This is a genomic window from Streptomyces olivaceoviridis (assembly GCF_014650115.1).
Lineage (GTDB): Bacteria > Actinomycetota > Actinomycetes > Streptomycetales > Streptomycetaceae > Streptomyces > Streptomyces olivaceoviridis.
The window spans coordinates 97,869-116,423 of the sequence record NZ_BMUI01000007.1; the positions used below are offsets into that span (position 1 = coordinate 97,869).

Below are 18,555 nucleotides of genomic sequence, written 5' to 3' on the forward strand. Positions count from 1 at the left end.
GCCGTGGGGGACCTCCTTCTGGTCCGCCACGGTGAGACGGAGTGGAGCCTGTCGGGACAGCACACCAGCTGGACCGACCTGCCCCTCACGGAGCACGGCGAGGAACAGGCCAAGTCCCTCGCCCCGCTTCTCACCGGCCGGACCTACGCCCTGGCGCTGGCCAGCCCGCTGAGCCGCGCCCTGCGCACCGCCGAACTGGCGGGCATACCCGGGGTCGTGCCCGACCCCGACCTGCACGAGTGGGACTACGGTGGCTACGAGGGCATCACCACCGTCGACATCCACCGTGCCCGGCCCGACTGGGACCTGTGGACCGACGGCGTGCCGCCCGGCCCCGAGGGACACCCGGGCGAGTCGCCGGAGGAGATCGGCGCCCGCGCCGACCGGGTCCTGGCCCGGCTGTCCCCGGCCCTGGCCGAGGGGGACGTGATCCTCGTCGCCCACGCCCACTTCCTGCGGGTCCTCACCGCCCGCCGGCTGGGTCTGCCGCCCGCCGAGGGCCGGCTGTTCCAGCTCGCCACGGGCACGGTCAGCCGTCTGTCGACGGAACACGACCGCCCGGTCATCACGGAGTGGAACGTCCGGCCGTAGCCGCACCGCACAGCCGTGTGCCCCCGGTCCGCCGACAGCGGCGCACCGGGGGCGCACCCGTTCAACGCCTGGGTGGTCCGGGCGGATTGACAGGTGCCTGCCGCTCGGGTGAGAGTCCCGCTGGTGGAGATCGACGATCTGACGGCGGCCGAGGAACGGGTGTGGCGGGCCTTTCCGCGCGGGGAGCCTGTGGACTTCCGTCAGTCGCCCGGCGAGGACCCCGCCGACGGGGCCGGCTGGGGCGCCGAACGGACCGTGCGGGCCCGGGTGCTGCGGTCACTGCTCCTCGGCGGCCCGCGGCAGGACGGGGAGACGGCCGCGCTCAGTCTCGCGGGCGCCCGGATCACGGGCCGGCTGGACGTGCAGTACGCGACCATCGACCATCCGGTGCGGCTGCGGCACTGCCACTTCGACGAGGCCCCGCGGTGCCACGCCGCCCGGCTGCGCGAGCTCAACCTCAGCGAGTCCGTCCTGCCCGGACTGGTCGCCCACGCCGTGCAGGTCGACGGTGTCGTGCGGCTGACCCGCGCCCGGTGCACCGGGATCGTGCGGCTGGCCGGCGCCCGGATCGCCGGCAGCCTGTACCTGGAGGGCGCCGAGGTGGCCGCGCCGGACGCCGAGGAGCCGGTGCTCCAGCTCAACCAGGCCGCGGTCGGCGCCGACCTGTGGGCGCCGGGGCTGCGCGCCGACGGGCAGACTCGGCTGAGCGGCGCGACCGTCGCCGGGTCGGTCAACCTCACCGAGGCGCGGCTCGGCAACCCCGGGCACGCCGCGCTGGAGGCGGAGACCTTCACCGTCGGCGGCGACCTGCTGGTGCGGTACGCGCAGGTGCGCGGCTCGATGGGCCTGCGCGGCGCCCGCGTCGCCGGGCGGCTCGATCTGTCGTACACCTCCCTGTCCCATCCGGAGGGTTCGGCGCTGCGGGCCAGCAGCACGACCATCGGCGAGCTGTGGCTGCGCAAGGGGCCGCCCATGGACGGCGCCCTCAATCTGCGCCGCGCGCAGATCGACGTCCTGTTCCTGGAACCGGAGTCGGCGCCCGGCGAGGTGCTCCTCAACCACCTGTCGTACACCTCCCTCGTCCCGCACGAGCCCGCCGAGCGCCGCCTGCCGATGCTGGAACGGGACCGCGACGGCTACATCCCGCACGCGTACGAGCAGCTGACGACCGCCTACCGGCGGGTCGGCGACGACCACGCGGCCCGGCTGGTGCAGCTCGCCAAGCAGCGCCGGCACCGTCACACGCTCCCCTGGTACGGCCGGCTGTGGGGCCTGGTCCAGGACGTCACCGTCGGCTACGGCTTCCGCCCGCTGCGCGCCGCCGGCTGGCTGCTGTCACTGCTCGCGGTCGGTTCCGTCACCTTCGCGCTGCACCACCCGCAGCCGCTGAAGACGGGCGAGGCACCGCCGTTCCAACCGGTGTTCTACACGCTCGACCTGCTGCTGCCGGTGATCTCCTTCGGGCAGGACTCCGCGTTCGCACCGCGCGGCGGCTACCAGGTGCTGGCCTACGTCCTCGTCCTCACCGGCTGGATCCTGGCGACGACGGTGATCGCCGGCGTCACCCGCGCGGTCAGCCGCCAGTGAAGCCGCGCACCGCGTGCTGGGCCGCCAGCCGCACCGGCGCGTTCACGGCGCCGTACCCCTGGTAGCCCGGATCACGCTGGACCAGCTCGAAGAAGACCCGGCCGACGGTCTCGGTGTAGCAGTGCCGGAAGGCGCCGCCCGCCTCGCGGTCGTAGAGGATGCCGAGGTCGCGGTACGCCTCCAGCTCCCCGTCGGGGAACTCGTACCGGGCGGCGAGGTCGTCGTGGTAGTTGCCCGGTACCGGCAGCAGCCGTCCGCCCGCCGCGCGGAAGGCGCGGGCGGCGGCCACCACGTCGTCCACGGCGAGCGCGATGTGCGCCGCGTGCACGGTGTCGTCACCGGGGGCCGCGCCGACCGCGAGGGCGATCCGGACGCTGCCGTCGGCATTGGTGACGGCACGGCTGCGCAGGAGCCCGTAGGGGTCGGCGAGGTCGACGCTCTCCTGCGCGTGCAGACCGAGGACGCTGCGGTGGAAGAGCGTCGCCTCGTCGAAGTGGTGCCAGGGCTGGGCGAGCGCGAGGTGGTCGATACGGGAGACCGGGTCCGCTGCCTCCGCCAGGTCCTCGAAGTCGGCGCGCCAGTCGGGGAGTCCGGGGTGTCCGGTGGCGCAGAAGAAGAGTTCCGTGCCGTCGGGTGCGGCCACCGCGTCGAGCGGGACGTCCTCGGGGGCACGGCGCCGGGGCAGCACCGGGGCCAGCAGGTCCTCCGCTCGGCGGGCCGCGCCGGCCGGGTCCGGGGACTCCAGGCCGATCGCGGTGAGCCGGGTGCCCGCCCGGCGGGCGGCGGGGCCGGTGTTGACCAGGACCCGGGCGGTGCCGCGCTGCCACAGGTCGACGGGTTTGCCGCAGTGCCGGGCGGCCCGGGTGAAGCCGAGGGCGCCGAGCAGGGCGGTGACGGGTTCGGCGTCCGGGGTGAGCAGTTCGGCGAAGGCTACGCCGGTCGGGACGACGGGCGCGGGCAACTCGGCCACGCCGACGGCCTCCTGGAGGAGCAGCAGGGAGCGGTGGGCGTCGACGGCGGTGGGACCGGCGTCGGCCTGCCGGAAGACGTCGTTGAAGACCTCCAGGGAGAGCGGACCGGAGTAGCCGGTGCGCAGCACGTGGGTGAGGAGGCCCGGCAGGTCGAAGCCGCCCTGGCCGGGGAAGCAGCGGTAGTGGCGGCTCCACTGGAGGACGTCCATGGCGAGCAGCGGGGCGTCCGCCAGCTGGAGGAAGAAGATCTTCTCACCGGGGATGTCCTCGATGCCCTTGGGGTCGCTGCCCCGGGACAGGATGTGGAAGCTGTCCAGGCAGGTGCCGAGGGCCGGGTGCCCGGCGGCCTCGACGACGCGCCAGGCGTGGTCGTACGTACTGACGTGCCGCCCCCAGGCGAGCGCCTCGTACGCCACCCGGATGCCGAACTCGTCCGCAAGGTCGGCGAGTCGGCTCAGCTGCTCGGCGGCGAGGGCGTCGTCGTCCAGGGCGTCCGGGGAGACGCTGGAGCAGACGAGGACGGTGTCGGCGCCGAGCCGCCGCATCAGCTCGAACTTGTGCCGGGCACGGCGGAGATTGCGCGCGAAGACCTCGTCCGGCACGGCCTCGATGTCCCGCATCGGCTGGTAGAGGTCGATGGCCAGACCGAGGTCGGCGCAGCGGGCCCGGACCTCCTCGGGCGAGAGGGGGCTGACGAGGAGGTCGTTCTCGAAGATCTCCACGCCGTCGAACCCGGCACGGGAGGCGGCGGTGAGCTTCTCGGTGAGGGGGCCGCTGAGGGAGACGGTGGCGATGGAGGTGTGCACGGGGGGACTCCTTGGGATGTCACGGTGCCTGTGCCGCTCCCCGGGGGGGTGCGGGGCTGTGCTCACGCGGGCGGACCGGCGACGGGCGCGGGCCCTCACCTGTGGCCGCGTCGCGTGGGCGCGACCGCCACGACGGGCCCGCGGCCGTCAGCCGGCAGCGCTCCCCGAGCGCTCGACCCCGGCCAGTTCCTCGATGTCGGCCAGCATCCGCGCACTGTCCGGCTCCCGCCCGGTGAAGAGCCGAAACGCGTCCGCGGCCTGGAAGACGGCCATCCCGCCGCCGCCCAGCACGGCGCAGCCGGCCGCCCGGGCGGCCCGCACCAGCTCCGTCTCCAGCGGCCGGTACACCACTTCGGCGACCCACAGCCCGGGCCTCAGCCACTCCGCCGGCAACGGCAGACCGGGGTGGGCGGCCATGCCGGTGGGCGTGGCGTGCACGAGGCCGTCGGCATCGCGCAGTGACGCCCCCAGCCGGTCCGCCGTCGCCGTCGCCGCCCGGTCGGGGCCGAAGTGCCGCTGGAGGGAGGCCGCCAGGGCCGCGGCCCGGTCGGGCAGGGCGTCCACGACGGTGACCCGGCCGGCGCCGAGGGTGAGGACGGCGTGCGCGACGGCCGCGCCGGCGCCGCCCGCGCCGAGCTGGACGACCCGTTCCATGGGGGCGTCCGGCAGACCGCGGGCGAAGGAGGCGGCGAAACCGGTGACGTCGGTGTTGTGCCCGACGGCCCGGCCGCCGTCGAAGACGACGGTGTTGACCGCGCCGAGCGCCTCGGCCCGCGGGTCGAGCGCGTCCAGGTGCGGCAGGACGAGCTGCTTGCAGGGGTGGGTGATGTTGAGCCCGTCGAAGCCGAGGTCACGGGCGGCGCGGACCAGGTCGCCGACCGCCTCCGGCGGCACGCCGAGGACGTCGGTGTCGAGGAGCCGGTACAGGTACCGCAGGCCCTGCCGGTCCGCCTCCCGGTGGTGCAGGGCCGGGCTGAGCGAGGGGCCGATCCCGGCCCCGATCAGCCCGACGAGATACGAGTCCTTGGCCACGCGGGACCTCCTGAGGCGGAGCTAATGTACGAACCAGTACGTTAGCTATATCAGCCGCACGGGTGGCACGGAAGACCCCCGCCGCGTGCCCCGGCCCTGCTTCTACAATCACCGGCACGCGAACGAGCGCGCCGCCCCGGCGCCTCACGGCCCGAAGGACAGCGATGACCAGCGTCGACGAACCGGTACAACCCGGCGGGCGGGTGCGCGACGCCGCCCGCACCAAGGCCGAGATCCTCGACGTGGCCACGCAGGAGTTCGCCCGGGCCGGCTACGACGGCGCCCGCGTGGACGAGATCGCCGCCCGCACCCGCACCACGAAGCGGATGATCTACTACTACTTCGGCGGCAAGGAGCAGCTGTTCACGACCGTGCTGGAGCGGGCGTACGGGGTGATCCGGGAGGCCGAGCAGCAGTTGGACGTGGACCACCTGGACCCGGTGGCCGCGATCCGGCGGCTGGCCGAGCTGACCTTCGACCACCACGAGCGGCACCCGGACTTCATCCGGCTGGTCAGCATCGAGAACATCCACGGCGCCGAGCACATCGCGGCCTCCGAGAAGCTCGGCCGGATCGGCTCCCCGGCCCTGGACGTGATCCGCCGCATCCTCGCCGCCGGGCAGGAGTCCGGGCTGTTCACGGCGGACGTGGACGCGGTCGACCTGCACGCGATGATCAGTTCGTTCTGCTTCTTCCGGGTCGCCAACCGGCACACGTTCGGCGCCCTGTTCGGCCGGGACCTGGTGGACCCGGCGCGGCGGGAGCACTACCGGACCATGCTCGGTGACATGGTGATCGCCTACCTGACGGCGGAGCGGACGGCCGACTGACGGTTTCGCGGGCGGCCGGCCGACGGTTTCGCGGGCGGGCTCCCGGGACCGGGGACGCGCGAACTCTTGACAGCGGGGAAACGCGGGCGCAACATCCCACCCACCCCGACTAACTACCCAGTGGGTTAATTAGCCGCCGTGATCCGGCCCTCGCCCCCCGCTCACTCCCCCTCCTCCGCGCAGGGTGGAGTCCTCCCCGAAGGAGCACCGCCGTGTCCGTCCCCGCTCCCGCCCCCGGCCCCGCGGCCCCGCCCGGCCAGCCGTGGAAGGCGGCCACGGCCGCCTGGATCGGCAGCGCGCTCGAGTACTACGACTTCTTCCTCTACGGCAGCGCCGCCGCCCTGATCTTCCCGAAGGTGTTCTTCGACGCCTCCGACCCGGCGACCGCGACCCTGCTCTCGCTCGCCACCTTCGGCGTCGCCTACGCGGCCCGGCCGCTCGGCGCGCTGGTCCTCGGGCACGTCGGCGACCGGCTCGGCCGCAAGAAGATCATGGTGTTCACGCTCATGCTGATGGGCCTGTCGACGTTCCTGATCGGCTGTCTGCCCACCCGCGCCCAGGTCGGCACGCTCGCGCCCGTCCTGCTGGTGCTGTGCCGCGTCCTTCAGGGCGTCTCGGCGGCCGGCGAACAGGCGAGCGCCGGCTCGATGAGTCTGGAGCACGCGCCGCCGGACCGGCGCGGCTTCTTCACCAGCTTCACGCTCAGCGGCACCCAGGGCGGCCAGCTCATCGCCACCCTCGTCTTCATCCCGGTCGCCCAACTGCCCGAGGAGCAACTGCTGTCGTGGGGCTGGCGGGTGCCGTTCTGGCTGAGCGTGGCCGTCGCCGTCGCCGGCTGGGTCATCCGGCGCCGGCTGCACGAGACCCCGGCCTTCGCCCGGCAGGCGGCGGACGGGGGCGTCGCCCGGCTGCCGCTCGCGGTGCTGCTGCGCGAGCACTGGGCGGATGTACTCCGGGTGATCGCGGGCGCGCTCGTCGCGTCGGTCAGCACGGTCTTCACGGTGTGGGCGCTGGCGTACGCCACGAGCGACGCGGTCGGCATGTCCCGTACCGCGATGCTGTGGGTGGGCGCGCTGGCCAACCTGGTGGCGCTCGGCGCGATCCCGTTGTGGGCGACGCTGTCGGACCGGATCGGGCGCCGGCCGGTGTACCTGATCGGCGCGGTCGGCAGCGCGGTGGCGATGACGGGTTATCTGTGGGCGATCTCCACCGGCTCCTATCCGCTGACGCTGCTGCTCGGCGTCGTGGCCTTCGGCATCGTCTACAGCGCGGCGAACGGCGTGTGGCCCGCCTTCTACGGCGAGATGTTCGCGACCCGGGTCCGGCTGTCCGGCCTCGCGATCGGCACGCAGACCGGTTTCGCCGTGGCCGGGTTCGCGGTCACCTTCGCCGCCGAGATCGCCGGTCCGGGCGGCGACGACTGGGCGGCGGTGGCCCTGTTCACGGCGGCACTGTGCGTCCCGCCGGTGCTCGCCGCGCTCACCGCCCGCGAGACGCACCGGGTACCGACGGAACTGCTCGGCGAGCGCGCGACACGAGAGGCGTCCCGCCGGGAGCGGGTTCCGGCCTGACACCGGGGCTGCCGGGCGAGGGAGCCGCGCCGAAGGCACTCCGGGGTGACCACGGCCTACGGCCACAGGCCAGGCGAAGGGACCGCGGGGAAGGTACGCCGGGGCGGCCGGATGCCCACGGCCACAGGCCAGGCGAAACGACCACACCGGAGGCACCCCGGGGGGACCCGGCGCCCACGGCCACACGCCAGGCGAGACAGCCGCGCGGAAGGCACGCCGGGGCGGCCGGATGCCCTCGGCCACAGGCCAGGCGAGACGGCCGCGCCGGAGGCACCCCGGGGGGGACCCGGCGCCCACGGCCACACGCCAGGCGAGACAGCCGCGCGGAAGGTACGCCGGGGCGGCCGGATGCCCACGGCCACAGGCCAGGCGAGACGGCCGCGCCGGAGGCACCCCGGGGGGGACCCGGCGCCCACGGCCACACGCCAGGCGAGACAGCCGCGCGGAAGGCACGCCGGGGCGGCCGGTTGCCCTCGGCCACAGGCCAGGCGAGACGGCCGCGCCGGAGGCACCCCGGGGGGGACCCGGCGCCCACGGCCACACGCCAGGCGAGACAGCCGCGCGGAAGGCACGCCGGGGCGGCCGGATGCCCACGGCCACAGGCCAGGTGCTCAGGGGCCCGTGGCGGCGTCGAGCAGGGGGCCCAGTTCCTTCACGACCGTCGTGAGAGACCGCACGTCCCGCTCCGCGCGCGCCATCAGGATCGCCCCCTCCAACGCGCTGATCATGAGGGTGGCCAGGGACTCGGCGCGGGACGGGGGGACGCCCATGTCGGTCAGCGCCTCGGCGACCGGGCCCCGCCAGGTCGCGAACGCGGTGGCCGCCGCGTTCCGGGTCGAGTCGCCGGACGTGGCGCAGTCGACGGTGGCGGCGGCGACCGGGCATCCCGCCGCGAAGCCGTCCGCCGCGTACTCGTCGGCCCACTGCGCGGCCATCGCCGCGAACAGGCCGCTCGGCGTCGGCCGGTCCAGTCCCGCGAGGAAGCGGTCGACCCGTTTGCCCGCGTACCGGCCGGCCCACGCGACGGCCTCGTTGACCAGTTGCTCCTTGCCCCCGGGGAAGTAGTGCTGGAGGGAGCCGCGCGGTGCGTCCGCGTGCGCGGCGACCTCGCGCATGCCGGTCGCGGTGACCCCCTGCCGCCGGATGAGCTGGGCCGCGCTGAACACCATCCGCTCCCGCGGTCCGCGCCGCGCCTGCGTCATCGTCGACCTCCGTTCCTCCGCCGCCACTCTATGACCGGCGTCATAGCGGCGGCTACTATGACCGCTGTCATAGTCGACCCGTGGCGCGGAGGGCGGCCAGCCATGCACGTCGGATTCATCGGTCTGGGAGTGATGGGGCGGCCCATGGCCCTGCGCCTGGTGTCGGCCGGCACCCCTCTGGTGGTCTGGAACCGGACCCCGGAGCGGGCGGAGCCGCTGCGCGCGGCCGGCGCCGAGGTCGCCGCGGACGCCGGCGAGGTGTTCGCGCGGGCCGAGGTGGTGCTGCTGATGCTCGCCGACGAGGAGGCGACGGACGCGGTCCTCGGCCGGGGCACGCTCGGACTGGCCGCGCGGGTCGCGGGCCGGACCGTCGTCCACATGGGCACGACCTCGCCGGAGTACTCCCACGTGCTGGAGACCGAGATCCGCGCCGCCGGCGGCCGGTACGTCGAAGCGCCCGTCTCCGGGTCCCGGGTGCCGGCGGAGCAGGGGCAGCTCGTGGCCATGCTCGCCGGGGAGGAGGCCGCCGTGGCCGCCGTACGGCCGCTGCTCGCGCCGGTGTGCCGGGAGGCGTTCGCGTGCGGGGCGGTGCCGGGCGCGCTGCTGATGAAGCTGGCGGTGAACCTCTTCCTGATCACCCAGGTGACCGGGCTGACCGAGGCGTTCCACTTCGCCGCGCGGCAGGGCCTGGACCGCCGGTTGTTCCTGGACGTCCTGGACGCGGGCCCGATGGCCAGCGCGGTGTCCCGGATGAAGGCGCCCAAGCTGCGCGAGCGGGACTTCGCGGTGCAGGCGGCGGCGCTGGACGTGCTCAAGAACAACCGGCTGATCGCCGAGGCCGCCCGCAGGGCCCGCCTCGCCTCGCCGCTCCTCGACGTCTGCCACACCCTGTTCGAGGAGACGGTGGCGCAGGGGTACGGCGGCGAGGACATGGTCGCCGTCCTGCGGGCGATCGAGGCACGGACCGCCGAGGCGCCGTGAGCGGGCGGCCGACCGTGGGTCAGCCCGTCGCGGCGCCGTGAGCGGGCGGCCGGGTGCGGGTCAGCCCTTCGGGATGCCGTACGTCCGCTCGACGCGCAGCCGCACCACCAGGCGGCGGTCGCGGACCATCGCGGCCCGGTAGTCGTCCCAGTCCGGGTGCTCGCCGAGGATGTCCCGGTAGAGCCGGATCAGCTCCTCGACGGTCTCGTCGTGCGGGTCGGCGGCGACCGGCGTCAGCTCGGCGGTGCCCTCGGCGACGGTGTACGCCCAGCGGTCGTCGCTGGTGACGTGGTACGAGGCGCGGGGGTCCCGGCGGAGGTTGCGCGTCTTGGCGCGGTCGTCGGTGACCGAGATCCGGATGATCCCCTCCTCGGGGTAGTAGGCGTGACTGACGTTGGACAGCTGGGGGCGGCCGTCGCGCCTGAGGGTGACCAGTACGCCGGCGTGTCCTGCGGAGAGGAGACCGAGCAGCGCGTCCTGCGAGGAGTCCTGAGTCATACCAGGGTCAACTCGCGGCGGCTCCCCGTGCATTCCTCTCGCCGGAGGCGAGCGGTAGACAGTGTCTACGCGCGCCTGGTAGACACTGTCCATGACCGACTCCGACGCGGGCCTGCGGGCCCGGCTGGTGGACGTGGGCGTGGAGCTGCTGGCCTCCGAGGGCCCGCAGGCGCTGACCCTGCGGGAGATCGCCCGGCGCGCGGGCGTGTCGCACGGGGCGCCGCGCCGCTACTTCCCCACCCACCTGGAACTGCTCTCCGCCATCGCCCGGCGGGGCTTCACCGAGCTGGGCGAGCGGGCACACGCGACGCTGGAACAGGAGCCCGGAGGGCCACGCGCCCAGGTGGCGGCGCTGGCGCGGACGTACCTGGAGTTCGCGCTGGAGCGACCGGGCATGTACGAGCTGATGTTCCGTCACGATGTGCTGGAGAGCGGTCACCTGGGGCTGCGGGACACGAGCCTTCCGCTGTTCACCCTGCTGGCGCGGCTGATCGGCGACGCGGACCCCGGTGCCGACGCCCGGCGGGTGGCGGGCGCCCTGTGGGCGAACCTGCACGGAGCGGCGCAGCTGTGGCGCTGGCGCAGTCTCCAACTGGCCCTCGGCGAGGAGGACTTCGGCCCGCTGCTCGACACCGTCCTCACCGCGCACCTGGGCACGACCGGCGACGGCCGGTGAACCGGCCCTGGACGCTGGCGAGCAGCGTGGCGGGCGCGGTGGTCATCGCGCTGGACGGTACGGTCCTCACCGTCGCGCAGCCCAGTCTGCAACGGGAGTTGCACGCGTCGTTCGCCGAGGTGCAGTGGACCAGCACCGCGTACCTCGTCGCGGTCGCGAGCCTGCTGGTGTTCGCGGGGCGGCTCGGTGACCGGTACGGGCAGCGGCGGGTGTTCGGGCTCGGCATGCTGGGCTTCGCCGCCGCCTCGGCCGGCATCGGCCTCGCGCCCGGGGCGGGGTGGGTGATCGGACTGCGGGCGGTGCAGGGTGTGTTCGGGGCGTTGTCGCAGCCGGCCACACTGGGCATGCTGCGGGCCGCCTACCCGCCGGACCGGCTCGCGTCGCCGCTGGCCGTGCGGACCGCCGCGATCGGGCTGGCGGCGGCAGCGGGACCGCTGGTGGGCGGGGCGCTGGTGACCGGCCTCGGCTGGCGGGCGGTGTTCTTCGTCAACGTGCCGCCCGCGCTCGCCTTCGGCCTGCCCGCCCTGCTCCGCCCGGAGCGGCGCCCGGCACCCGCCCGGACCCCGCTGGACCTGCCCGGGGCCGTCCTGCTCGCGGTGACCCTGGCCGGCCTGGTGTACGCGGTCACGGCCCGGCCGGTCTCCGGGGCGGCCCTCGCCCTGTCCGGGGTGACGGCGGCCGTGCTCGTCCGGCACGAACGGCGTACGGCGAGCCCGCTGCTGCCGCCCGAGGTGATCGGCTCGCGTGCCGTGGGGGCGGCGCTCGGCATCCTGGTCGCCGTCTCCGCGTCCCTGTTCGGCACGCTGTTCGTCGCCACGTACGTCCTCCAGCGCCGCCTCGGCCTCGACCCGTTCGACAGCGCCCTGCGCAGCCTGCCGCTGGCCGTGCTCATGGTGGTCTCGGCCTCGCTGTGTCCCGCGCTGCTGCGCCGGTACGGTGCGCGGGCGACGACGGCGGGGGCTACGGCGGCGCTCGCGCTCGGCGTCCTCGTGCTGTCCGGGGCCACCGGCACGCCCGCGCTCGGGTGCGGGTTCGCGCTGCTGGGGGCCGGGTTCGGCACGGTGATGGTGGCGGCCACGCAGGTGATCGTGCGGCGGGCGGAGGTGACGGTGGCCGGGGTCGCGGGCGGGTTGCAGCAGACCGCGCTGAGCGTCGGTCCCGCCGTGGGCGTGGCCTGCGCGACCGCGCTGCTGGGTACGGGCACCGGTCCGACCCTGCTCGCCCTGGCGGCCCTGACCGCCCTCGCCCTGCCGGCGGCCCACGCCCTGCCCGCCCGCGCACACCCCACCCCGCCGGCAGCGACCACGCCCTCGATCGCACACACCCCGCACCCCTGAGAAGGGCCCCGCGCCCCGCCCCCGTCGCGCGCCCCGCCCGTCGGCCGGCTCCCCCGACTCCCCACCCCCACCCACGACGTCGAATCGATCACACCCACCCCGGATGGACCCGTCCCGACCAGGGGTCCTGCGCGACGATGAGAGGTGGGTGCGGGCCCGCGCGGGAGTCGGGACGCATCGGGGACGACGCGACCGGAGGAGAGCGATGGGACTGCTGCGACAGGACGTGGAGCCGGCGGAGGCGGGGCTGGACGCCGAGGCGCTGGACCGTCTGGACCGGCACTTCGCCCAGCACGTCGACGCGGGACGCCTGCCCGGCTGTCTGGTGGCCGTGGCCCGCGGCGGCCGGGTCGCGCATCTGACCACGTACGGCCTGCGGGACGTGGCCGCCGGGCGGCCGGTCGAGCCGGACACGCTGTGGCGGATCTACTCGATGACCAAGCCGGTCACCGCGGTCGCGGTGCTGCTGCTGGCGCAGGAGGGCCGGCTGTCCCTGGACGACCCGCTGGACCGTCATCTGCCCGCCTTCACCGACCCCCGTGTGTACGTGGGGGGTTCGGGCGCCGACGTGCGCACGCGCCCGGCCGCCGGTCCGATCCTGATCCGGCATCTGCTCACCCACACCGCGGGCCTGACCTTCGGCTTCTACTACCGCCATCCGGTGGACGCGCTCTACCGCGAGGCGGGCCTGGAGCACTCGGTGCCGCCGGGCAAGGACCTCGCGGAGACCGTCGAGGTCTACGCGCGCATGCCGTTGCAGTTCGACCCGGGCACCCAGTGGAACTACTCGGTCGCCTCCAACGTGCTGGGCCGGGTGATCGAGGTGGTCTCGGGGCAGCCGCTGGACGCGTTCTTCGCCGAGCGGATCCTCGGCCCGCTCGGCATGACCGACACCGGCTTCCACATCTCGCCCGAACAGGCGGACCGGCTCGCCGAGTTGTACGGCGAGACCGACGAGGGCGGGATCGAACCGGTGCCGGGCCTGCCGGTGCGCGGCCGGCCGCGGTTCCTGTCCGGCAGCGGCGGCCTGGTCTCCTCCGCGTACGACTTCCACCGGTTCATGGAGCTGCTGCGCCGGGGCGGCGAGCTGGACGGCGTACGGCTGCTGGCCCCCGAGACGCTCGCCCTGATGACCCGCAACCAGCTGCCGGGCGGAGCCGCCATCCGCTCCTTCGGCGCCCCGGTCCACCAGGAACCGAGCATGGACGGCCTCGGCTTCGGCTTCAACGTCTCCGTCGTCACCGACCCGGCCCGCACCCTGGCCCCGTCCCACCTGGGCACGTACGGCTGGACGGGCGTGGCCACCACCGCGTTCTGGGTCGACCCGGCCCACGACCTGACCGTGCAGTTCATGAGCCAGGTGCGCCCGAAGAAGCTGAAGGTCTTCCCCGAGCTGCGGCGGCTGGTGCACGCGGCGGTGACGGACTGACCCGGCGGCCGGCTACTGACCCAGGGTCAGGGCGAACTCCAGCCCGTCGTCGGCGAGTTCGGCCAGCCAGCGGTCCGCGCGCTGGGCGGTTCCCGCCGCCCGGTGCAGTCCGGCCCGCAGGCTGCCGCCCAGGATGTGCCGGACGCCGAGGGCGAGCGGGCGGGAGACGCACCGGGCCATCGCGGACTCCTCGGCGTCACCGGTCAGGTCGAGCAGGTAGGCGCCGGTCCAGGGCCGGCCCTCGCCCGGGTCGACCTTGAGGGAGACGGAGAGCACCACCCGGTCGCGGTCGGCGTCCGTGGTCGGGTGGGCCGCCGCCAACCGCCGTGCCAGCGCGGCGATCCGCTCGTCGTCGCCCGTCGTCAGCTCCTCGAAGACCGGCTCCCACGCCTTCAGCCAGCCGTCCAGCCGGAGGGTGCCCCGGACGAAGGTGCGCGGGGTCCAGGCGGCGGGCAGGCCGTACTGGGCGACGAAGGGGACGCTGTCGCGGTTGGGGTAGGCCTCGAAGGTCTCGCCGTCCAGGACGAGCGGGCGGGTCGCCTCCCAGGGCCGGTCGGCCGTGACCTCGGCGCCGTCCTCCAGGTACCGCGCGGGCGAGCGCAGGGCGCCCAGCACGCCGAGCGGCGCCCAGCTGAAGCGGTAGCGGAAGTCGTTCGGCACGGCCGGGACGCCGCCGCAGTACGAGGTGAGCCGGTAGGAGGCCGGGGTGTGCTCGCCGACGCGCGCCCGGGCCCGGCCGATGAGGCTGTGCGCGAAGAGGTGGTCGACACCCGGGTCCAGGCCGGTCTCGGTGAGCACGACCAGGCCCGCCGCCCGCGCCGCCTCCGCGTGCGCCGACAGCTCCGACGACACATAGCTGGAGCAGGCGAAGTGCGCCCGTGCCCGCACGCAGACGGCCAGCAGCCCGGCGTGCTCCGGCGCCGGCAGCATCGACACCACGACGTCGCCGGGCTCCAGCGCGGCGGCGAGGGCGGCCGGGGCGGCGAGGGCGCGGGGCTCGACCCGTCCGGTCAGGCCGAGGCCGGCCAGCGCCTCGGCCGCGCGGTCCTCGGTGCGGTGCCACAGCAGGACCCGGCCGGCCGTACGGCACAGGCCGGCGAGCCCGCTGCCGGTGGACAGTCCGGCGCCGATCCAGTGGACGGTTCCGCTCGCCGGGACACGGTCGGTCATGAGCGTGACTCCCCCTCCTCGATGCCGAGTTCACGGCAGGTCTGGTGGAACCGGTCGAGACAGCGGCCCCAGGCACCGCCGGGGCCGAAGGCGAGCAGCTGCGGCAGCAGGGCCGCCGAGAAGTCGGTGCTGGACTCCCGGGGCAGCAGCGACGGCAGGTTGTCGATGGCGATCAGGTCCAGCGGCGGCTCCTCGCGCAGCCGGCGCACGGGCTCGGCCCAGTCCGTCGTACGGTCGTAGACCGGCAGGACGTTGAACGGGGAGCCGACGTCACAGGTGACGTCGCACAGGGTGCGCAGCCTGCGGGCCGGGGAGCGCAGGTCCTCCTCGCGCAGGAACGGCGGGACGAGGGTGGTGGCGAGGACCGCGTTCACCATCACGTCGTGCCCGAGCAGGGCCCGTCGGTCCAGGTCGCGGGTCTCCGCCAGGTCCCAGCGGGTCGCGTCGACACCCGCCGTGCGAAAGGCCGTCGACGCGCCCCGCCCGCTGCGCCCGAGGGCGCCGATCACCAGCGCCGTGAACTCGGTGTCCCCGGGCGCCGGGCGCAGTACGGCGTCCAGGTCGTCCTTCGTCGTGGGGGTCAGCGGTGCCGTCAGCCGGCCCCGGTGCCGGAGCACGGCGAGCGCGGCGCCCAGGTATCCCGCCCAGTAACCGAAGGCGGCGAGCCGGCGGCCCGCGTCGTCCACCAGGTACTCCAGGTCCAGCAGCGCCCCGCCGCCGGCCGCGAACCGGCACAGCAGCCCGGCGGCGCCCGGCTGCTGTTTGTAGGCGTGCCCGAAGAAGATGTGCCGGTGGATCAACTCGTCCGGTTCGTCGGGGAGTTCCTTCAGGCCGAGGATCACGGTGTCGCGCGGTGCCGCCACCCAGGAGCCCGCCGGGGCGCGGCGGCAGCCGGCCGCCTCGTACTCCTCGGTGGGGAAGATCCGCTGCGGGGACTCCTCGACGGTCAGTGCGACCCCGCTGTCGACCAGCCGGCGGGCGTCGGCGGGGACGACGGGCGTGCGCCGTTCGGTCGTACGGGGCTCGTGGCGCAGCCACAGGTGGAGCTCGGTCATACCAGGTTGGCCTCCGGGCGCGGGGCGCCGGCCGCGAACCGGCCGGCGCTCAGGGGGCTGATGTCCAGGAAGGGTACGCGGCCGAGGTACAGGTCGCGGATCACCTCGCCGACGGCCGGGCCCTGGAGGAAGCCGTGCCCGGAGAAGCCGGTCGCGTACAGGAACCGGGACACTTGCGGGGCCTCGCCGATCAGGGCGTTGTGGTCGGGGGTGTTCTCGTACAGGCCCGCCCAGCCGCCCGTGCGGGGTGCGTCGAGCAGGGCGGGGGCGCGCTGCCGCATCGCCTCGGCGAGCCGCGGGATCCACCGGTCGTGGGTACCGGTGGCGAAGCCGGGCCGCTCGTCCGGGTCGGACATGCCGAGCAGCAGGCCGGGGCCCTCGCGGTGGAAGTACAGGCTGGTGGTGAAGTCGATGGTCATGGGCAGCGTGGGCGGCAGACCCGGCACCGGTCCGGTGACGGCGATCTGCCGGCGCAGCGGCCGTACCGGCAGCTCCACGCCCACCATGGCGCCGACCGCGCGGGACCAGGCGCCGGCCGCGCAGATCACCGTGCCGGTCTCGATCCGGCCGAGGGTCGTGCCGACCGCGGTGATGGTGTCGCCGCGCAGTTCGATGCCGGTGACCTCGGTGTGGCGCAGGACGCGGGCGCCGTGGGCGCGGGCGGCGGTCGCGTAGCCGTGGACGACGGCCTCCGGGGTGCAGTGGCCGTCGTCCGGGGAGTACGCGGCGGCCAGCAGGCCGTCGGTGCGGATCAGCGGGGAGAGGCGGCGGGCCTCCTCGGGGGTGAGCAGGCGGCTGGGCACCCCGAGGGAGTTCTGGAGCCGCACGCCCGCCTCGAAGGCGGCCACCTGTCCGGGCGTGGAGAGGAGGAACAGATAGCCGACCCGGTGCAGCCCGATGTCCTGCCCGACCTCCGCCGCGAACCGGCCGAACGCCTCCAGGCTGCGCGCCCCCAGCCGGATGTTCAGCTCGTCGGAGAACTGCGCCCGCACTCCGCCCGCGGCCTTCGAGGTGGAGCCGGCGGCGAGTTCGTCCCGTTCGACGAGGACGACGTCCCGTACTCCGGCCCGCGCCAGGTGCCAGGCGATGCTCGTGCCCATCACTCCGCCGCCGACGACGACCACCTCGGCCCGAAGGTCCACGCCGCCTCCTTCACCGCGCCGCACGCCTGTCGCCTGATCCTTTCCGGAACCCGGCCCGCCGAACCGGCGACCGGGCGTTCAGGAGCCGTGGGCGACGGCGTCCAGATGGGGCAGGTGGTGGTCCATCCGCTCCCGCTTGGTCCGCAGGTACGTGATGTTGCTCTCGCACGGCTCGATCAGCAGCGGCACCTGCTCGGCGACCTGGACGCCGTGCCGGACCAGCGCCTCCCGCTTGCGCGGGTTGTTGGACATCAGCCGGACGGAGCGCACGCCGAGGTCGCGCAGGATCTCGGCGGCCACGCCGTAGTCGCGGGCGTCGACCGGCAGGCCCAGCGCGAGGTTCGCCTCCACCGTGTCCAGGCCCTCCGCCTGGAGCGCCATCGCGCGCAGCTTGGCGAGCAGACCGATGCCGCGGCCCTCGTGTCCCCTCAAGTAGACGACGATGCCGCTGCCTTCGGCGACCACGGCGCGCATGGCGGCCTCCAGCTGGTCCCCGCACTCGCAGTGCCGGGAGCCGAACGCGTCCCCGGTCAGGCACTCCGAGTGCAGCCGGGTCAGCACGTTCTCGCCGCCGATCTCGCCGTACACCAGGGCCACTTGCTCGTCACCGCGGTCGTGGTCCAGGTAGCCGATCGCCTGGAATTTCCCGTACACGGTGGGCAGCGGTGCATTCACGACGCGTTCCGCACCGGAACGCAGCGGGGATTTCTTGCCGAGTACGCCGATGTCGACGCCGGTGTCTTCTGTCATGATCTGATTCCTAAGCAGAGACGAAAGGCCGTGGAAAGATGAGTGGTTCGGGCGCGCGAACGGCGGCGTACGGGGTGAGCGGCGTGGTGCCGACGGACACCACCGAGGACGTACGGACCCGGGGGGCGGGCGTGTCAGCACAGGTCGCCGTCCTTCCCGTCGGGAGTTTCGAACAGCACGGTCCGTTCCTTCCGCTGGCGACGGACACGCTGGTCGCCTGCACGGTGGCGCGGGAGATCGCCGCCGCGTACCCGGTGCACCTCCTCCCTCCGGTGACGGTCTCCTGCTCGCACGAGCACGCGGCCTGGCCGGGGACCGTCAGCATCTCCGCCGTGACCCTCCACGCGGTGGTCTCGGACATCGCGGCGTCGCTGCGCCGTTCGGGCGTCGACGCGCTGGTCGTCGTCAACGGGCACGGCGGCAACTACGTGCTGGGCAACGTCGTCCAGGAGGCCTCCGCGCGCGGTGAGCGGACGGCGCTGTTCCCGGCCGCCGAGGACTGGGAGGCGGCGCGGGAGCGGGCCGGGGTGGTCACCTCGCTGCTCACCGACATGCACGCGGGAGAAATCGAGACCTCGATTCTGCTGCACGCTCACCCCGAATTCGTCCGCCCTGGTCACGAGTCCGCCGATTTCGTCGCCGACGACCGTCGTCATCTGCTCACCGCGGGAATGTCCGCCTATACCGAATCGGGCGTCATCGGCCGTCCTTCCCTGGGTTCGGCGGAAAAGGGAAAGGAACTGCTGGTGAGCCTGGCGGAATCCTTCGACCCGTATTTCCGACTGCTCACCTCGGCGCCGGACCGGGACTGACCCCGGCCGGCGGCCCCCTGCCGACCGGGGCCCACGGGGGCGGCCCCGGTCGGCGGGCGGTCGTCGGGGGCGGGGGTGACGAGCGGTGCGGCGGGCTCGGTGCGCGGGGTCTCGT

Annotated in this window: 17 protein-coding genes; 9 read left to right on the forward strand and 8 right to left on the reverse strand. The window is 74.5% G+C overall.

Going from position 1 to position 18,555, the window contains the following annotated elements:
• The first annotated feature begins 3 nt into the window (after nucleotides 1–3).
• Together IE273_RS15710 and IE273_RS15715 are read left to right on the forward strand one after the other, a co-directional pair.
• On the forward strand, nucleotides 4–591 hold the full coding sequence (locus tag IE273_RS15710) for a histidine phosphatase family protein (protein WP_189815794.1): 588 nt from the start codon (nucleotides 4–6) through the stop codon (nucleotides 589–591).
• Nucleotides 592–714: 123 nt separating this feature from the next.
• Nucleotides 715–2,178, forward strand: a complete 1,464-nt coding sequence (locus IE273_RS15715) for a membrane-associated oxidoreductase (protein ID WP_189815795.1) — start codon at nucleotides 715–717, stop codon at nucleotides 2,176–2,178.
• Here the strand turns inward: IE273_RS15715 and IE273_RS15720 are convergent.
• Nucleotides 2,165–3,955 carry a bifunctional sugar phosphate isomerase/epimerase/4-hydroxyphenylpyruvate dioxygenase family protein gene (locus tag IE273_RS15720; RefSeq protein WP_189815796.1) on the reverse strand — a complete coding sequence of 597 codons (1,791 nt, stop codon included), beginning with the start codon at nucleotides 3,953–3,955 and terminating at the stop codon, nucleotides 2,165–2,167. The genes IE273_RS15715 and IE273_RS15720 overlap by 14 nt on opposite strands.
• A gap of 147 nt (nucleotides 3,956–4,102) precedes the next feature.
• Nucleotides 4,103–4,987: a shikimate dehydrogenase gene (locus IE273_RS15725; RefSeq protein ID WP_189815797.1), complete on the reverse strand. Its 885-nt coding sequence runs from the start codon at nucleotides 4,985–4,987 to the stop codon at nucleotides 4,103–4,105.
• A 164-nt stretch (nucleotides 4,988–5,151) separates the two neighbouring features.
• Between IE273_RS15725 and IE273_RS15730 the strand changes: the two genes are divergently transcribed.
• Nucleotides 5,152–5,817: a TetR/AcrR family transcriptional regulator gene (locus tag IE273_RS15730; protein ID WP_189815798.1), complete on the forward strand. Its 666-nt coding sequence runs from the start codon at nucleotides 5,152–5,154 to the stop codon at nucleotides 5,815–5,817.
• A 212-nt stretch (nucleotides 5,818–6,029) separates the two neighbouring features.
• The gene (locus IE273_RS15735; RefSeq protein WP_189815799.1) at nucleotides 6,030–7,388 is read left to right on the forward strand and encodes an MFS transporter; all 1,359 of its coding nucleotides are present in this window, start codon (nucleotides 6,030–6,032) and stop codon (nucleotides 7,386–7,388) included.
• Between the two features lie 611 nt (nucleotides 7,389–7,999).
• On the opposite strand, the gene IE273_RS15740 is transcribed toward IE273_RS15735, so the two are convergent.
• On the reverse strand, nucleotides 8,000–8,590 hold the full coding sequence (locus tag IE273_RS15740; RefSeq protein WP_189815800.1) for a TetR/AcrR family transcriptional regulator: 591 nt from the start codon (nucleotides 8,588–8,590) through the stop codon (nucleotides 8,000–8,002).
• 102 nt (nucleotides 8,591–8,692) lie between these two features.
• Between IE273_RS15740 and IE273_RS15745 the strand changes: the two genes are divergently transcribed.
• On the forward strand, nucleotides 8,693–9,571 hold the full coding sequence (locus tag IE273_RS15745) for an NAD(P)-dependent oxidoreductase (RefSeq protein ID WP_189815801.1): 879 nt from the start codon (nucleotides 8,693–8,695) through the stop codon (nucleotides 9,569–9,571).
• A gap of 60 nt (nucleotides 9,572–9,631) precedes the next feature.
• On the opposite strand, the gene IE273_RS15750 is transcribed toward IE273_RS15745, so the two are convergent.
• On the reverse strand, nucleotides 9,632–10,069 hold the full coding sequence (locus IE273_RS15750) for a PPOX class F420-dependent oxidoreductase (protein ID WP_189815802.1): 438 nt from the start codon (nucleotides 10,067–10,069) through the stop codon (nucleotides 9,632–9,634).
• Between the two features lie 91 nt (nucleotides 10,070–10,160).
• On the opposite strand from IE273_RS15750, the gene IE273_RS15755 reads away from it, so the two are divergent.
• The 3 genes from IE273_RS15755 (at nucleotide 10,161) to IE273_RS15765 (ending at nucleotide 13,511) form a co-directional block, all read left to right on the forward strand.
• Nucleotides 10,161–10,745 (forward strand): TetR/AcrR family transcriptional regulator, encoded by a 585-nt coding sequence (locus tag IE273_RS15755; protein WP_189815803.1) that lies wholly within the window; start codon nucleotides 10,161–10,163, stop codon nucleotides 10,743–10,745.
• The gene (locus tag IE273_RS15760) at nucleotides 10,742–12,082 is read left to right on the forward strand and encodes an MFS transporter (protein ID WP_229887240.1); all 1,341 of its coding nucleotides are present in this window, start codon (nucleotides 10,742–10,744) and stop codon (nucleotides 12,080–12,082) included. The genes IE273_RS15755 and IE273_RS15760 overlap by 4 nt, the downstream gene beginning before the upstream one ends.
• 205 nt (nucleotides 12,083–12,287) lie before the next feature.
• Complete coding sequence (locus IE273_RS15765) at nucleotides 12,288–13,511, forward strand: serine hydrolase domain-containing protein (RefSeq protein ID WP_189815804.1); 1,224 nt, start codon at nucleotides 12,288–12,290, stop codon at nucleotides 13,509–13,511.
• Between the two features lie 12 nt (nucleotides 13,512–13,523).
• Here IE273_RS15765 and IE273_RS15770 read toward each other — a convergent pair whose 3' ends face one another.
• The 4 genes from IE273_RS15770 to ribA form a co-directional block, all read right to left on the reverse strand.
• The gene (locus tag IE273_RS15770) at nucleotides 13,524–14,681 is read right to left on the reverse strand and encodes a saccharopine dehydrogenase C-terminal domain-containing protein (RefSeq protein ID WP_189815805.1); all 1,158 of its coding nucleotides are present in this window, start codon (nucleotides 14,679–14,681) and stop codon (nucleotides 13,524–13,526) included.
• Complete coding sequence (locus IE273_RS15775; protein WP_189815806.1) at nucleotides 14,678–15,736, reverse strand: saccharopine dehydrogenase; 1,059 nt, start codon at nucleotides 15,734–15,736, stop codon at nucleotides 14,678–14,680. Before IE273_RS15775 ends, IE273_RS15770 begins: the two co-directional genes overlap by 4 nt.
• Nucleotides 15,733–16,878, reverse strand: a complete 1,146-nt coding sequence (locus IE273_RS15780) for an NAD(P)/FAD-dependent oxidoreductase (protein ID WP_189815807.1) — start codon at nucleotides 16,876–16,878, stop codon at nucleotides 15,733–15,735. The genes IE273_RS15775 and IE273_RS15780 overlap by 4 nt, the downstream gene beginning before the upstream one ends.
• 78 nt (nucleotides 16,879–16,956) lie before the next feature.
• Complete coding sequence (gene ribA / locus IE273_RS15785) at nucleotides 16,957–17,628, reverse strand: GTP cyclohydrolase II (protein ID WP_189815808.1); 672 nt, start codon at nucleotides 17,626–17,628, stop codon at nucleotides 16,957–16,959.
• A 38-nt stretch (nucleotides 17,629–17,666) separates the two neighbouring features.
• Between ribA and IE273_RS15790 the strand changes: the two genes are divergently transcribed.
• A complete protein-coding gene (locus IE273_RS15790; protein WP_189815809.1) occupies nucleotides 17,667–18,440 on the forward strand; it encodes a creatininase family protein in 774 nt (257 codons plus the stop codon).
• Nucleotides 18,441–18,555: the final 115 nt, after the last annotated feature.